The sequence below is a fragment of the Nonomuraea sp. NPDC059023 genome, assembly GCF_042740095.1.
Classification (GTDB): Bacteria; Actinomycetota; Actinomycetes; order Streptosporangiales; family Streptosporangiaceae; genus Nonomuraea.
The window spans coordinates 129,117-144,744 of record NZ_JBHYIO010000004.1 but is presented as its reverse complement, the minus strand read 5'-3'; the positions used below and the strand labels follow the sequence as shown (position 1 = coordinate 144,744).

The 15,628-nt window shown below is 70.5% G+C and carries 11 protein-coding genes; 9 read left to right on the top strand and 2 right to left on the bottom strand.

What is annotated here, in order from left to right:
- Nucleotides 1-26: 26 nt before the first annotated feature.
- Nucleotides 27-1,712 (bottom strand): cytochrome c oxidase subunit I, encoded by a 1,686-nt coding sequence (gene ctaD / locus ACFWYW_RS08830; protein ID WP_379613323.1) that lies wholly within the window; start codon nt 1,710-1,712, stop codon nt 27-29.
- A gap of 103 nt (nt 1,713-1,815) precedes the next feature.
- Between ctaD and ACFWYW_RS08825 the strand changes: the two genes are divergently transcribed.
- Together ACFWYW_RS08825 and ACFWYW_RS08820 are read left to right on the top strand one after the other, a co-directional pair.
- Nucleotides 1,816-2,409, top strand: a complete 594-nt coding sequence (locus ACFWYW_RS08825; RefSeq protein WP_379613324.1) for a hypothetical protein — start codon at nt 1,816-1,818, stop codon at nt 2,407-2,409.
- 47 nt (nt 2,410-2,456) lie between these two features.
- Nucleotides 2,457-3,653, top strand: coding sequence for an aminotransferase class I/II-fold pyridoxal phosphate-dependent enzyme (locus tag ACFWYW_RS08820; protein WP_379613325.1), 1,197 nt, complete (start codon nt 2,457-2,459; stop codon nt 3,651-3,653).
- A 405-nt stretch (nt 3,654-4,058) separates the two neighbouring features.
- On the opposite strand, the gene ACFWYW_RS08815 is transcribed toward ACFWYW_RS08820, so the two are convergent.
- On the bottom strand, nt 4,059-4,583 hold the full coding sequence (locus tag ACFWYW_RS08815) for a hypothetical protein (RefSeq protein ID WP_379613326.1): 525 nt from the start codon (nt 4,581-4,583) through the stop codon (nt 4,059-4,061).
- 91 nt (nt 4,584-4,674) lie between these two features.
- Between ACFWYW_RS08815 and ACFWYW_RS08810 the strand changes: the two genes are divergently transcribed.
- The 7 genes from ACFWYW_RS08810 (at nt 4,675) to ACFWYW_RS08780 (ending at nt 15,592) form a co-directional block, all read left to right on the top strand.
- Nucleotides 4,675-6,036, top strand: a complete 1,362-nt coding sequence (locus tag ACFWYW_RS08810; RefSeq protein ID WP_379613327.1) for an FAD-binding oxidoreductase — start codon at nt 4,675-4,677, stop codon at nt 6,034-6,036.
- 198 nt (nt 6,037-6,234) lie between these two features.
- Entirely contained in the window at nt 6,235-8,520 is a 2,286-nt protein-coding gene (locus ACFWYW_RS08805; RefSeq protein ID WP_379613328.1) for a protein kinase, read from the top strand.
- A gap of 125 nt (nt 8,521-8,645) precedes the next feature.
- Nucleotides 8,646-9,338: a TetR/AcrR family transcriptional regulator gene (locus tag ACFWYW_RS08800; protein ID WP_379613329.1), complete on the top strand. Its 693-nt coding sequence runs from the start codon at nt 8,646-8,648 to the stop codon at nt 9,336-9,338.
- Nucleotides 9,335-10,924: an acyl-CoA carboxylase subunit beta gene (locus ACFWYW_RS08795; RefSeq protein ID WP_379613330.1), complete on the top strand. Its 1,590-nt coding sequence runs from the start codon at nt 9,335-9,337 to the stop codon at nt 10,922-10,924. The genes ACFWYW_RS08800 and ACFWYW_RS08795 overlap by 4 nt, the downstream gene beginning before the upstream one ends.
- A complete protein-coding gene (locus ACFWYW_RS08790) occupies nt 10,921-13,152 on the top strand; it encodes a biotin carboxylase N-terminal domain-containing protein (RefSeq protein ID WP_379613331.1) in 2,232 nt (743 codons plus the stop codon). The genes ACFWYW_RS08795 and ACFWYW_RS08790 overlap by 4 nt, the downstream gene beginning before the upstream one ends.
- A complete protein-coding gene (locus tag ACFWYW_RS08785) occupies nt 13,149-13,925 on the top strand; it encodes an enoyl-CoA hydratase-related protein (protein WP_379613332.1) in 777 nt (258 codons plus the stop codon). Before ACFWYW_RS08790 ends, ACFWYW_RS08785 begins: the two co-directional genes overlap by 4 nt.
- The gene (locus tag ACFWYW_RS08780) at nt 13,922-15,592 is read left to right on the top strand and encodes an acyclic terpene utilization AtuA family protein (RefSeq protein ID WP_379613333.1); all 1,671 of its coding nucleotides are present in this window, start codon (nt 13,922-13,924) and stop codon (nt 15,590-15,592) included. The genes ACFWYW_RS08785 and ACFWYW_RS08780 overlap by 4 nt, the downstream gene beginning before the upstream one ends.
- The last annotated feature ends 36 nt before the right edge of the window (nt 15,593-15,628 follow it).

Below are 15,628 nucleotides of genomic sequence, written 5' to 3'. Positions count from 1 at the left end.
AGCACCACGAGGACCTCCTGAATAGGTCAGATGTCTCTCCCGGTTTGCGGCTGCTCCACGGGCGGGGGCTGGGCCGGCGCCGGCTCGCGGGGATAGTGCAGGTCGAAGGCGGGACGCTCGGAGCGGATCGGCGGGATGCTGACGAAGTTGTGGCGCGGCGGCGGGCAGGACGTCGCCCACTCCAGCGAGTTGCAGTAGCCCCACGGGTCGTCCAGGGTGACCTTCGCCCCGTGCCTGGCGGTCTTCCAGACGTTGTAGAGGAACGGCAGCGTCGAGGCGCCGAGCAGGAAGGCGCCCACCGAGGAGATCTCGTTGAGCGTGGTGAAGCCGTCGGCGGCGCCGAAGTCGGCGTAGCGGCGCGGCATCCCGAGCGTCCCCAGCCAGTGCTGGATCAGGAACGTCGTGTGGAAGCCGACGAAGAGCGTCCAGAAGTGCACCTTGCCGAGCCGGTCGTCGAGCATCCGGCCGGTCATCTTCGGCCACCAGAAGTAGAAGCCGGAGAACATCGCGAACACCACGGTGCCGAAGACCACGTAGTGGAAGTGGGCCACGACGAAGTAGGTGTCGGAGATGTGGAAGTCCAGCGGCGGCGCAGCCAGGATGACGCCGGTCAGCCCGCCCAGCAGGAACGTCACCAGGAACCCGACGGCGAACAGCATCGGCGTCTCGAAGCTGAGATGGCCCCGCCACATCGTGCCGATCCAGTTGAAGAACTTCACGCCCGTCGGCACCGCGATGAGGAAGGTCATGAAGGCGAAGAACGGCAGCAGCACCTGCCCGGTCGGGAACATGTGGTGCGCCCACACGGTCATCGACAGCCCGGCGATCGCGATCGTCGCCCCGACCAGCCCCATGTAGCCGAAGATCGGCTTGCGGCTGAAGACCGGGATGACCTCGGTGATGATGCCGAAGAACGGCAGCGCGATGATGTAGACCTCGGGATGGCCGAAGAACCAGAACAGGTGCTGCCAGAGCATCGCCCCGCCGTTCTCCGGCGCGAACACCTGGGTGCCGAGCTTGCGGTCCGACTCCAGCACCAGCAGCGCCGCCGCCAGCACCGGGAAGGCCATCAGCACGAGCATGCTGGTCAGCAGCGTGTTCCAGGTGAACAGCGGCATCCGGAACATGGTCATGCCCGGCGCCCGCATGCCGATGATCGTGGTGATGAAGTTGACCGCGCCGAGGATCGTCCCGAGCCCCGAGAGCGCGAGACCCATGATCCACAGGTCGCCGCCGAGCCCCGGCGAGTACGTGGCGGTCGACAGCGGCGTGTAGGCGAACCAGCCGAAGTCGGCCGCGCCACCCGGCGAGACGAACCCGGCCAGCACCATGATCCCGCCGAACAGGAACAGCCAGTACGCCACCGCGTTCAGCCGCGGGAACGCCACGTCGGGAGCCCCGATCTGCAACGGCATCACCACGTTGGCGAACCCGGCGAACAGCGGCGTCGCGAACAGCAGCAGCATGACCGTGCCGTGGATGGTGAACAGCTGGTTGTACTGCTGCTGGCTGACCAGTTGCATGCCCGGCTGGGCCAGCTCGGCCCGCATCACCATGGCCATGAGCCCGGCCACGAGGAAGAACACGAACGAGGTGATCAGGTACAGGTACCCGATGACCTTGTGGTCGGTGGTCGACATCCAGGAGACGATCACGGTGCCCGTACGGCGGCGCCGTACGCGCTCGATAGAGGTCTCGCGGACGGTCGTCACGGCAGCTCCCTCCGACGCGGTGCCCCCGATGACCCCATTCCACGCCAACCGCAGCATCGGCGCAATTACCCTGGCGAAGATCAGGCTTACGGAAGGGCAGAGGATGAAGAGGGTCGCGCTGGTGTGCGCCGGGGTCGTGGTGGCGGGGTTGTTCACGGGGCAGGCGGCGCAGGCGAAGCCGTCCATCCCGAGAAATTTCCTCCTTTATGAGAAGCAGGCGCGCGCCGACGCGGGCGGCGAGCACTGGATCCTCGTCGAGGGCGCCAAGCACGAGGACGTCTGGAACGCGCAGTGCCGCCCCGCGACCCTCAAGGGCTGGTCGGCGCGGCGTGACCTCACCTACGACACCGAGATCGGCGGCGGCGAGAAGACCAACGCGATCCGCGGCGAGCAGGTGTTCGTCTTCACCAAGGCGAGCGGGGCGCGGGCGATGATGGCCGGGATGCGCAAGCTGATGAAGGGCTGCGCGCAGATCAGGGCGAGCGCGCCGCGGATCGGCGAGGAGGCCGTGGGCGGGGTGCTGAAGATCAAGGGCAAGGTCCCGCAGACACAGCAGTTCGTGGCGGTACGGCGGGGCGCGGCCGTGGCCCTCTACTGGGACCTGGCCAACGCCGCCAAGCCGCTGCGCACGATGGCACGGCACGAGCGGGACGCCAGGCGGATGGCGGCCAAGTTGTGCGCGATCGGCGGCTGCTGACCCCTGCGTCTTCTATCCTTCGTAGCGACTCGATCGGAGGAGATCACGTGAACGCACAGCGCGACTACGACGCCCTGGTCAGCCGGGGCCTCAAGCTTGACCTCACCAGGGGGAAGCCGTCGCCGCGCCAGCTCGATCTCGCCGACGCGATGCTGACGCTGCCCACGTCCTATGTCGCCAGGGACGGCATGGACGGGCGCAACTACGGCAACCTGCAGGGGCTGGCCGAGTTGCGGGAGTTGTTCGGGCCGTTGCTGCAGGTCCCGGCGGAGCAGCTGGTGGTGGGCGGCAACTCCAGCCTCACGATGATGCACGACACGGTGGTGCACGCGCTGCTGAGCCCGGTGCCGGGCGCGCCGGTGCGGTGGGTGGAGGCCGGCGAGATCACCTTCCTCTGCCCCGTTCCCGGATATGACCGGCATTTCACGATCTGTGAGCGACTCGGGATCAAGATGGTCGCGGTGCCCATGAACGCCGACGGGCCGGACATGGACGTCGTCGAGCGGCTCGTGGCCGAGGACGCGAGCGTCAAGGGCATGTGGTGCGTGCCGAAGTACAGCAACCCCTCGGGGATCGTGTACGGCGACGAGACGGTGCGGAGGCTGGCGTCGATGCGCACCGCCGCCCCCGATTTCCGGATTTTTTGGGACAACGCCTATGCGGTGCACCATCTGACCGAGGACCACGCCGAGATCGCCGACCTGCCGGCCCTGAGCGCCGCGCACGGCAACGCCGACCGGGTGTTCGTCTACGGCTCGACGTCGAAGGTGACGATGGCGGGGAGCGGGGTGTCGTTCTTCGGCTCGTCGCCGGCGAACGTCGCGTGGTTCCTGGCCAACACGGCCAAGCAGTCGATCGGGCCCGACAAGATCAACCAGCTGCGGCACGTGGAGTTTCTGCGCGACGGCGCCGGGGTGGCGGCGCACATGCGCAAGCACGCCGAGCTGATCGGGCCGAAGTTCGCGATCGTGGACCAGATCCTGTCGAAGGAACTGGACGACCTCGCCTCCTGGACCAGCGCGAAGGGCGGGTACTTCATCACTCTCGAGGTGCCCCATGCCGGACGGGTGGTCGAGCTGGCCAAGAACGCGGGCATCGCCCTGACGCCCGCAGGCGCCACCCATCCCTATGGCCACGACCCGTCCGACCGCTTCATCCGGATCGCCCCTACCTTCCCCAGCCTGGACGAAGTCGAACAAGCCATGCAGGGCCTCGTCACCTGCATCCGCCTGGCCGCGCAGTGATCGCGCGATTCTGATCGCGCGATTCTGATTGCTTTCGGCCGCTGTTTGCTGCGCTCTTATCCGTTACGGCGCAGCCCAGTGGGCGCCTCCCGCCGTCGTGGGCTCGCATCCGTGCGGGGTCGGCCGGCAGTCTGACGTGGTGCTCGCCGTTACGGCGGTTCGCCGGCCGGGTTCCGTGCCCCGCACGGGCCGCCGTACCGGCGCGCCGAACACCACCGCCGGACTTCCCGCCGTCTCGGCGCGGAAGAGCGACAAGCACGGGCATGCCCGCACCGACCTAACGCTCCGCACACACCCCGCCCCCGGCCCTCGCCACGCCCCTCGTGCCGGCCCTCCTCCCGCCTCCAGCCCGGTCCCTTCTCCCCTGTCCTGGCCCTGGTCCCGGGGCGGGTGGGGTGGGGTGGGTCAGCGGCGGAAGCCGAAGATGTACTCGCGGGTTTCGCTGGGGTGGAAGGACACGCCCACTCCGGGTTCGAAGGCGGCGTTGTCGCGGGTGCAGTAGTACAGGCCGTGCCAGACCTCTATCGCGCGTTCCCTGGCCGGGGTTTCGGCGTCGTCGCGTTTGCGGGCGCCGTACGAGCCGACCACGAAGAACGTGCCGAAGATCCAGAAGAGGCCGGTCAGGCAGAACGGCGCCAGCAGTACCTCGCCCCAGGACGCGTTTCCGCCCATCGCGATGACCAGCGCGACCACCAGGTGCACCAGTGCGGCGCCCAGCAGCATCAGGTAGCCCTGGTTGCGGGCCCATGGCGTGTAGTGGCGGCTGGGGAAGGAGAGCCAGACCGCGAGCTGGGTTCGGCTCATCGCGCGCTTGGAGACGCCCAGGGCGGGTGCGGTGGGCAGGTCATGGACCTGTTTGTCACCGGGCAGACGTACGCGGCCGATTTTGTACGTCGTGCCGGCGGCGACGACCCCCGGCACCGAGGCCACCTGATCAGCCTGGGAACACACCGGGCACGTCACATCCACCTGGTGCAGTCTGGCCGGAAGCCGTGGCCAGCGCAAACCGTAAGGTTCTCCTGTGAGCGTGATTGATACCTTGATCGACCGCCTTCCGGACGGACGCGTACTTACCGACCCTGATGTGATCGACTCCTACGCCCGTGACAAGACGTTCTGTGAGCCGGGCAAGGCTCTCGGCGTGGTTCTCGCCGGGTCGCGTGAGGACGTGGTGACCACGCTTCGGTGGGCCAGTGAGCACCGGGTGCCCGTGGTGCCGCGCGGTGCGGGGACGGGGCTGGCCGGGGCGGCGACGGCGGGCGACGGTTCGATCGTGCTCTCCCTGGCCAGGATGACGGCCATCCGCGAACTGTCGCCGGCCGACGAGATCGCCGTGGTCGAGCCGGGGGTGATCACCGCCGATCTGGACCGGGCGGCGCGTGCGCACGGCCTCATGTACGCGCCCGATCCCTCCTCCTACGAGATCTCCACCATCGGCGGCAACCTGGCCACGAACGCCGGCGGGCTGCGCTGCGTCAAGTACGGCGTGACCCGCGACTCCGCGCTCGGCCTGGAAGTCGTGCTGGCCGACGGCCGGGTGCTGAACACCGGCCGCCGCACGATGAAGGGCGTCACCGGCTACGACCTGACCGGCCTGTTCGTCGGCTCCGAGGGAACGCTCGGGGTGATCACCGCGGCGACCGTACGCCTGCGCAGGGCTCCGGAGGCGCCGCCGGCGACGTTCGCGGCCGAGTTCGGCTCGCTGCGCGAGGCGGGCGCCGCGGTGTCGGCCATCATGGCGGCCGGTTGCCAGCCGTCCCTGCTGGAACTGCTCGACCGCGCCACGCTGGAGGCCATCGACGACATGCGCAGCATCGGGCTGGAGGCGGGGACGATGGCGATGCTGATCGGCCAGTCCGACGCCACTGACTCGGCGGCGGCCGTCGCGCGCATGCAGGAGGTCTGCGAGGCGCACGGCGCGGCCTTCGTGGCGGTCTCGTCGTCTCCGGCCGAGGCCGAGGAGCTGATCGGCGTGCGCCGCATGGCCTACCACGCCAAGGAGCGCCTGGGCGCCTGCCTCGTGGAGGACGTGTGCGTGCCGCGCTCGGTCCTGCCCGACATGATCGGCGCGATCGAGGCGGCAGCCGTACGGCATGGCGTGAAGATCTGCACCGTCGCCCACGCGGGGGACGGCAACCTGCACCCGGTCTTCATCTTCGACCGCGGCGCCGCGGAGCCCCCGCCCGAGGTGTGGGCGGCGGCCGACGAGGTGTTCACCCGCGCGCTCGCGCTCGGCGGCACGCTGACCGGTGAGCACGGGGTGGGGCTGCTGAAGAAGCGGTGGCTGGCGTTGGAGACGGGCGAGGTCGTGGAGGAGATCCATCACGGCATCAAGGCGGTTTTCGACCCGCTGGGCATCCTCAACCCCGGCAAGGCCATCTGACCCCTTTTCCGGTACGGCAACGCCTGGTCGGCCCCCGGATTCGCGCGCCGGAGCGATCGGGTAAACACCTTCTTGACTGGCGGGTGGGTTGCGTTAGCACCGGGTTAAAACGTGAAAGATCTCTCAGGTCGGCAGACGCACCAAGTAGCACACTGGTAGCGTTTTGCCCCATCTATTGATGACTTATGGGGGTCCGACGTGAATCAGTACCAGCCGTTGGCGGCGGACGACCCGCGACGGCTGGGTGCGTACGACATCGTCGCCCGGCTCGGCGAGGGTGGCCAAGGCATTGTTTACCTGGGCAAATCTGACTCCGGTGAGCAGGTCGCGGTCAAGCTGCTGCATCATGCGCTGGCCGCCGATCCGACCGCTCGTGACCGGTTCCTCCGGGAGGTCGCGGTCGCGCAGCGGGTGGCCCGGTTCTGTACCGCTCCGGTGCTTCATGCCGATCTGGAGGGCAGCCGGCCGTACATCGTGAGTGAGTTCGTGGCCGGGCCGTCGTTGCGTCAGCTCGTCGACCAGGAGGGGCCGCGCCGCGGTGCCGCGCTCGAACGGCTCGCCATCAGTACGGCCACCGCGCTCGCGGCCATCCACCGCGCCGGGATCCTGCACCGGGACTTCAAGCCCGCGAACGTCCTCATGGGGCCCGAGGGTCCTGTCGTGATCGACTTCGGTATCGCGCGTGCTCTGGACTCCCCCGGCGCCACGGCTACGGGGATGGCGATGGGGACGCCGTCGTACCTGGCTCCCGAGCAGTTGAGCGGCGCTCCGGTGTCCGAGGCGGCGGACGTGTTCGCGTGGGGCGTCACGATGGTGTTCGCCGCGTCCGGGCGGCCCGCGTTCGGGTCGGACTCGATCCCCGTGGTCATGAACCGGATCCTCCACCAGGAGCCCGAGATCGTCGGCCTGGACGGGACGATGGCCGAACTGGTGGCCGCGTGTCTCTCCAAGGACCCCGCCGTCCGGCCGACCGCGGACCAGATCATCGTCCGCCTCACCGGCCAGCCGGTCCCCCGCGCCGCGGTCGAGCCCGTCACCGGACCCACGGCCCAGGTCCGTCCGATCCCGGACAACCCCGTACCTGTCACCGGGGCTCAGGCCGTCCCCGGCCCGCAGCCGGCTTCCGGTCCGCATGGCCCCTCTCAGCCCGTGGCCGGTATGCCCGCTCCCGGTCCGAACGGCCCCTCCCAGCAGCCCGTGGCCGGTATGCCCACTTCCGCCCCGAGCGCTCCTTCCGGCCCTCAGGCCGTGCCTGGCGCGGTCGCCGGTGCGCAGGCGGCGTCCGGCGCGGCACCTGGGCCGAACGCACCAGGAGCGCGTCCCTCCGGACCCCACGCTCCCTCCGGGCCTCAGGGTCCATCCGGGCCGCAAGGTCCTGGACAGGCGCATCCTCAAGGCCGGCCGGGGATGTTCGGGCCGCAGCAGGGTCACCCCACCGCACCAGGACAGCGTGGGGGGCCCGGACCCGGTGTACCCACCCAAGGCGGGCCAGGCGGGCCCATGGCGGCCGCGGTCGCCGGGCAGCAGGGAGGCAACGGCGGCAAGGCCGACCCCGCCACCCGCAGCCGCCGGACGCTGACCTACGCGCTGTCCGGCGTGGCCGCGGTGGCGCTGCTCGTCGTCGGCGGTGTCGTCATCGCCGCGCAGAACGGCCAGACGCCGGTCACACTGGTCAACGCCCTCGGTTCCGACGAGTCGCCGACCCCGGCGGGCGACGGTTCCGGCGATGCCGGGCAGCAGCCGCCGGTGGTGACGGATCTGCCCGCCGTACCCTCGAATGAGCCCACGCAGGGCGAGCCCACCGAATTGCTCCCGAGCGAGGACCCGACGTTCGAGGAGCCGTCGCTGGAGACGCTGCCGGAACCGGTGCAGTCCAGGAACCAGCAACCCAACCCGACGAACCCGCCCAAGCACGAGACGCGCCCGTCGGACAAGCCCTCCTCGAAGAAGCCCACCACCACGCCCAGCAAGTCCGAGAACCAGGTGGACCCCGGCGGCGAGACCACCGACCCGCCGTCCGACCAGCCCAAGCCGACGACGAAGCCCACCACGAAGCCGCCGACCAAACCGACGGCCAAACCGACATCCAAGCCCAAGCCGACCCCGAAGCCGACGATCAAGCCGACCCCCAAGCCGACTCCGAAGCCCAGCACCAAGCCGAACCCGTACACGGTCGGCCAGGTCTGCGGCTCCGGCTTCAAGACGGTCAACTCCCACGCGCTGGGCGACAAGGCGACCATCTACCTGATGTACAACTCGGCACAGGGCAAGAACTGCGTCGTCACGATGTCGCGCCTGATGTACCCGGCCAAGATGCCGATGAACGCGATCCTCCAGGTCAAGGGCGGCGGCTCCGGCTCGAACCCGGGCTCGTTCACCGCCTACGCCGGCCCGGTCCGCCTGGCCGCACTCAAGAAGTGCGTCATCTGGGGCGGTTCCTGGGGCAACCTGTCCTGGAAGTCCGGCTGGAGCCACTGCGGTTAGACCCCCTCCCGGCGGCGCCGCTCCCCTCTTCGGGGGCGGCGCCGCCGTCATTTCCGCCCATGGGGTACGGCGCGCATCCGGTTGGGTCTTCCGTTGGCCGGGACGGCGGTCGTAGGGTAGTTGACGTGATCGTCAAGTCTGAGGTGCTGACCGCCCGCGGCCGCAGGACCAGGGCCGCTCTGGTCGATGCCGGCCGGGAGGCGTTCGCGGCCCAGCCGCTCGACGCCGTCCGCATCGACGACGTGTGCGCCCGCGCCGGCGTCTCCCACGGCACCTTCTACACGTACTTCGACTCCAAGGAAGCCCTGTTCAGGGAGGTCGCCGGGGTGGTGGTGGGCGAGATGTTCACCGCCAGCGTCGTCGGCCCGGCGGCCTCCGGCGCGCCGTATGAGCGGATAGAGGCGGCCAACCGCCTCTACCTGCGCGCCTGGGCGGCCAACTCCCGCCTGGTCAGGATGCTCGAACAGGCCGCCACCACCGACGAGAGCTTCGCCGGCCTGCTGCTGGAGCTGCGCGAGGTGTTCGTCCGGCGGGGCGCCGAGGGCCTGCGCCGCCTCCAGGACCAGGGCCTGGCCGACCCCACGCTCGACCCCAGGCTGACCGCGATCATGCTGGGCGGCATGGTGGAGCACTTCGCCCACGTATGGCTGGACCTGGGCGAGCACGCCGACGAGGCGGCCGCCGTGGACCTGCTGACCAAGCTCTGGGCCCGCGCCATCGGCTTGACGCCGACGTCAACTTCACCGCCGCTCCACCCCGGCGTGTCCACCGAGCCACTTCCGCCTCCCGGCGCAGACCTTCTGGAGCCGCCCCGATGATCACGAGCAGGCTGGACACGGGCGGCGCGGAGTACCGGGAGCGGCGCGCGGCGATGCTCGCCAAGCTGGCCGACCTGGACGCCGAGCACGCCAAGGCCGTCGCGGGCGGGGGTGAGAAGTACGTCGACCGGCACCGCAAACGCGGCAAGCTCCTCGCCAGGGAACGCATCGAGCTCCTCGTCGACCCCGACTCGCCGTTCCTGGAGCTGTCACCGCTGGCCGCCTGGGGCAGCGACTTCCCGGTGGGGGCGAGCGTGGTGACCGGGATCGGGGTGATCGAGGGCGTCGAGTGCGTGATCACGGCCAGCGATCCGACGGTCCGGGGCGGGGCGTCGAACCCGTGGACGCTGAAGAAGACGTTGCGCGCGTCGGAGATCGCTCTCCGCAACCGCCTGCCGTACGTGAATCTGGTGGAGTCGGGCGGAGCGGACCTCCCGACACAGAAGGAGATCTTCATCCCGGGCGGGCAGATCTTCAGGGAGCTGACGCGGCTGAGCGCGGCGGGCATCCCGACGATCGCGCTGGTGTTCGGCAACTCCACGGCGGGCGGCGCCTATGTGCCCGGGATGAGCGACCACGTGGTGATGGTGAAGGAGCGCGCGAAGGTCTTCCTCGGTGGTCCGCCGCTGGTCAAGATGGCGACCGGCGAGGAGTCCGACGACGAGTCGCTGGGCGGGGCGGAGATGCACGCGCGCACGAGCGGCCTGGCCGACCATCTCGCGGTGGACGAGCATGACGCCCTCCGCATAGGCCGAAATATCGTGAAATCGCTGCGCTGGCGCAAACTCGGCACCACCCCCGGAACCACCCATGACCCGAAATATCCGGCCGACGAGCTTCTCGGCATCGTCCCCGAGGACCTCAAGATCCCGTTCGACCCCCGCGAGGTCATCGCCAGGATCGTGGACGGCAGCGCCTTCGAGGAGTTCAAGCCCCTCTACGGCCCCTCCCTCGTCACCGGCTGGGCCACCCTCCACGGATACCCGATCGGCATCCTCGCCAACGCCCGCGGCGTCCTGTTCAGCGAGGAGTCGCAGAAGGCGACGCAGTTCATCCAGCTCGCCGACCAGTCGCGCACCCCGCTCCTCTTCCTCCAGAACACCACCGGCTACATGGTCGGCAAGGAGTACGAGCAGGGCGGCATCATCAAACACGGCGCCATGATGATCAACGCGGTGTCGAACTCCAGCGTGCCGCATCTGACCGTCACCATGGGCGCCTCCTACGGCGCCGGAAACTACGGCATGTGCGGCCGCGCCTACGACCCGCGCTTCCTGTTCACCTGGCCGAGCGCCAAGTCGGCGGTCATGGGACCGGCCCAGCTCGCCGGGGTGTTGTCCATCGTGGGGCGGGCCTCGGCGACGGCGCGCGGCCTGCCGTACGACGAGGAACAGGACGCGGCCATGCGCGCCATGGTCGAGGCGCAGATCGAGGCGGAGTCACTGCCGTTCTTCCTGTCGGGCCGCCTCTACGACGACGGCGTCATCGACCCCCGCGACACCAGGACCGTGCTGGGACTGTGCCTGTCGGCGATCAACAACGCGCCGGAGCCGGAACCGCAGAGATATGGGGTGTTCCGTCCATGACCGTGATCACGCGCCTGCTCGTCGCCAACCGCGGTGAGATCGCCCGCCGCGTCTTCCGCACCTGCCGCGAGCTCGGCATCGAGACCGTCGCCGTCTTCTCCGACGCCGACGCGGACGCGCCGCACGTGGCAGAAGCCGATCACGCGGTACGGCTGAGCGGCGTCACCCCCAGCGCCACCTATCTCGATATTTCCCGAATCATCGAGGCAGCCCGGATGTCCGGAGCCGACGCCATCCACCCCGGCTACGGCTTCCTGTCGGAGAACGCCGCCTTCGCCCAGGCGGTCCTGGACGCGGGCCTGACCTGGGTGGGCCCCTCCCCCGGGTCGATCGCCGCCATGGGCTCCAAGGTCGAGGCCAAACGCCTGATGACCGAGGCAGGCGTCCCCGTCCTGCCGTCCCTACCCCTCACCGCCCCGACACCCCCCGGCACCCCAGAAGAACAGACCACCGAGACGACCACCCCCAACGCGACGCCCCTCGGCCCACCCGTCGGGCACACCGTCGACACAACGGAGGCGACGCCCGGCCCGACGGATGGCCCGACCAACACCGACACGGCCAAGGCGGACCGGGCCGCCCCGGACAACGGGGCCCTTGGCGCGGACATGCGGACGGATGTGCACGTGGGCGTGGCGGACGCGGTCACGGCCGCCACGGCGGAGGGCCTTGGCGCGAACGCGGCGACCCTGCGGCCTGGGGGCCATGGGGTGGAGGGGGCGGCCCCGGGCGCAGGGGGCGTTGGGTCCGAGGCGGGCATGGGCGCGGGGGGCGTCGGCGTGGAGGGCGTGGGTGGGGTGGCTTATCCGCTGTTGGTCAAGGCTTCTGCCGGGGGTGGTGGGCGGGGGATGCGGGTGGTGCGGTCGGCCGGTGAGCTTGAGCGGGAGGTGGCCTCGGCGCGGCGGGAGGCGGAGGCGGCCTTCGGTGACGGCACGGTGTTCGTGGAGCCGTTGCTGGAGGGTGCCCGGCACATCGAGGTACAGATCCTGGCCGACACCCACGGCACCGTCTGGGCCCTGGGCGAGCGTGAGTGCAGCGTCCAGCGGCGGCACCAGAAGGTGCTGGAGGAGTGCCCGTCCCCCGCGATCTCCGGCGAGATGAGGGACAGGCTCCAGCGGGCCGCCGTCAGCGCCGCCCGCGCCATCGGCTACACCGGCGCCGGCACCGTGGAGTTCCTGGTCAAGGACGACACCGTGGCATTCCTGGAGATGAACACCCGCCTTCAGGTGGAGCACCCGGTCACCGAACTGGTCTACGGCGTCGACCTGGTCAGGCTCCAGCTTGAGGTCGCGGAGGGCGCCGCCCTGCCGGAGGCGCCCCCGGAACCGGCGGGCCACGCGATCGAGGTCCGCCTGTACGCGGAGGACGCCCATTACGTCCCGCAGTCCGGCACCCTGCACAGGTTCGAGATCGACGGCCCGGTCCGGGTGGATTCGGGGGTCGAGTCGGGCTCCGTGGTCTCCACCCACTACGACGCCATGCTGGCCAAGGTGATCGCCCACGGAGCCACCCGGAACGTGGCGATCAGGAAACTCACCGGCGCCCTGAAACAGGCCAAACTCCACGGCCTCACCACAAACCGCGACCTCCTCCTCAATATCCTGAAAAATCCGGACTACGTCGCGGGCGCCACCCACACCGGCTTCCTCGACCAGCACGATCTCACCGCCACCCCGGAACCCACCGAGCTGGAAGCCCTGGCCGCCGCCCTCGCCCTCGCCGCCGCCAACCGGGCCGGGGCCAAGGTCCTGGCCACGCTGCCCGCCGGCTGGCGCAATGTCCGTTCGCAGGAGGAACGCGCGAGGTTCGCCGAGATCGAGGTGGTCTATCGGCCCTTGCCGGAGGGGGTCACGGTCGTGGCGGCGACGCCGTACCGTGTGGTGCTGGAGCGGGACGGGATCAGGCACGCCCACGACGTCGCCCGCTACGACGACGCCGTCTACGTCGGCTCCGCCCGCCTGACGCCGCTGCCCCGGCTGCCCGAGCCGGTCGAGCACGTGGCCCCGGGATCACTGCTCGCGCCCATGCCCGGTAGCGTGCTGCGCGTGGAGGTCGAGCCCGGCGACCGCGTGACCAAGGGTCAGGTGGTGCTGGTGCTTGAGGCCATGAAGATGGAGCATCAGATCGCCGCGCCCGCCGACGGCGTCGTCGCCGGCCTGCGCGTGGAAAAGGGGCAGCAGGTGGAGGCGGGCAGCGTGCTGGCGATCATCCAGGAGGGGGACGAGTGAGCAGTCTGGTCCACAAGGAGCTCGACGGCGGCATCGCCACGATCACGCTGGACTCTCCGCCGAACCGCAACGCCCTGTCGGTGCGCCTGCTCGGCGACCTTGAGGCCAGGCTCAACTGGGCGCTGGCCGAGCCGGAGGTACGCCTGATCGTGCTGACCGGCACCGGCCCGGTCTTCTGCTCGGGCGCCGACCTGAAGGAGCAGCGCATCGAACCGGCCGCGGGGGCGGGGGACGCGCCGGTGACGGCGTCGTTCCCGGAGATCCTGGGGCTGATCTGGGAGAGTCCCAAACCGGTCATCTGCCGCCTCAACGGCACCGCGCGGGCGGGCGGGCTCGGGCTGGTCGCCGCGTGCGACTTCGCGATCGCGCCGGACACCGCCTCGTTCGCCTTCACGGAGGTACGGCTCGGCGTCGTACCCGCGATGATCTCGGTGCCGGTGCTGCGCAGGCTGGACCCCCGGGCCGCCGCCGAGTACTTCCTGACCGGCGAGGTCTTCGACGCCGCCCGTGCCGCGGAGATCGGGCTGCTGACGCGGGCCGTACCCGGGGACAGGCTGGACGCCGAGGTGGCGCGCTACGCCGAGATGCTCCTCAAGGGCGGCCCCGAGGCGCTCGCGATCACCAAGCGGATGGTCCGCGACATCCCGCAGGTGTCGTTCGAGGAGGGCCTGCGGCAGATGACCGCGTTGTCCGCGCAGCGCTTCACCTCGGAGGAGGGCCAGGAGGGCATCGCCGCCTTCGTGGACAAGCGCCCGCCGAAGTGGGTGCCATGACCCTGCGCGTGGCCAACTGCAGCGGCTTCTACGGCGACCGCCTGTCCGCGGCCCGCGAGATGGTCGAGGGCGGCCCGATCGACGTGCTGACCGGCGACTGGCTGGCCGAGCTGACCATGCTCATCCTGGCCGGCAACCGCCTGAAGGGCCGCCCCGGTTACGCCCCCACCTTCCTCAAGCAGGTGGAGGAGGTGCTGGGCACCTGCCTGGAGCGAGGCATCAAGATCGTCTCGAACGCGGGCGGGCTCGACCCTGAGGGCTGCGCGGCCGCCGTCACCGACCTGGCCGCCCGCCTGGGGCTGAGCGCCTCCGTGGCGGCCGTCAGCGGCGACGACCTGACCGGCCGCGACCTCGACCTCACGAACGCCGACACCGGCGAGAAGCTCGACGCCACCCCGCTGACCGCCAACGCCTACCTCGGCGGGCGCCCCATCGCCGCCGCCCTCACGGCCGGCGCCGACGTGGTGGTGACCGGCCGCGTCACCGACGCCGCCCTGGTCACGGGCCCCGGCATCTGGCGGTACGGCTGGCGCCCCACCGACTACGACGCGCTCGCCGGTTCGGTGGCCGCCGGGCACGTCATCGAGTGCGGCTGCCAGGCCACCGGCGGCAACTACGCGTTCTTCACCGAGATCCCCGGCCTGACGCACTGCGGCTTCCCGATCGCCGAACTGGAGTCCGACGGCTCCTCGGTGATCACCAAGCACCCGGGCACCGGCGGCGCCGTCACGGTCGGCACCGTGACCGCCCAGCTCCTGTACGAGATCGGCGGCCCCCGCTACCTCGGCCCCGACGTCACCGCCCACTTCGACACCGTCACGCTGGAGCAGGAGGCGCCCGACCGGGTCCGCGTCAGCGGCGTACGCGGCTCGCCGCCGCCGGACACGCTGAAGGTGGCCGTCAACTACCTGGGCGGCTACCGCAACACGATGACGCTGATGCTCACCGGCCTGGACCTGGAGGAGAAGGCGCGGGTGGCGCAGGAGGCGATCTGGGCCCGGGTGCCACGCGAGGCGTTCGACGACGTGGACGTGAGCGTCGATCCGCCGCTGCTGCGGATCACCGTCATGTCGGCCGACGCAAAGGTGGCCGGGCGCGCGTTCTCCTCGGCGGTGGTGGAGACCGGGCTGGCCAGCTATCCGGGTTTCTACGGGCTCACGCCGCCGGGGAACGCCTCACCCTATGGGGTGTACTGGCCCGTTCTCGTGCCCGCCGGCTCGGTGCGGGCGCGGGTGACGGTGGACGGGACACCGGTGGAGGTGCCCGCCGGAGCCGAGCACACGGGCGGTTTCGACGGGACGGCGGCCGAGGCGCCCGCCTACACCGGCGGGCCCACCGCGCGGGCGCCGCTGGGCCGGGTGGCCGGGGCCCGGTCGGGCGACAAGGGCGGGAACGCGAACCTGGGCGTGTGGGTGCGATCGCCCGCCCAGTACGGCTGGCTGGCCGCCTACCTGACCGCCGACCGGCTCCGGGAGTTGCTGCCCCGGCTGGCCGGATACCGCCTCGACCGGTACGAGCTGCCCAACCTCAACGCGGTCAACTTCGTCGTCCACGGGCTGCTGGGGCGAGGAGTGGCGGCAAGCCCGCGGCTCGACCCGCAGGCCAAGGCGCTGGGCGAGGAACTCCGGGCCCAGATGGCCGACATCCCGGCGGACTACCTGACCTGACCGCCAGCCCTGGCGTGCCTGCCTTCCGCCCACGTC

Coding starts and splice junctions, on each gene's coding strand:
- ACFWYW_RS08825 (WP_379613324.1), top strand. CDS start 1,816: ATGAAGAGGGTCGCGCTGGTGTGCGCCGGGGTCGTGGTGGCGGGGTTG.
- ACFWYW_RS08795 (WP_379613330.1), top strand. CDS start 9,335: ATGATCACGAGCAGGCTGGACACGGGCGGCGCGGAGTACCGGGAGCGG.
- ACFWYW_RS08790 (WP_379613331.1), top strand. CDS start 10,921: ATGACCGTGATCACGCGCCTGCTCGTCGCCAACCGCGGTGAGATCGCC.
- ACFWYW_RS08780 (WP_379613333.1), top strand. CDS start 13,922: ATGACCCTGCGCGTGGCCAACTGCAGCGGCTTCTACGGCGACCGCCTG.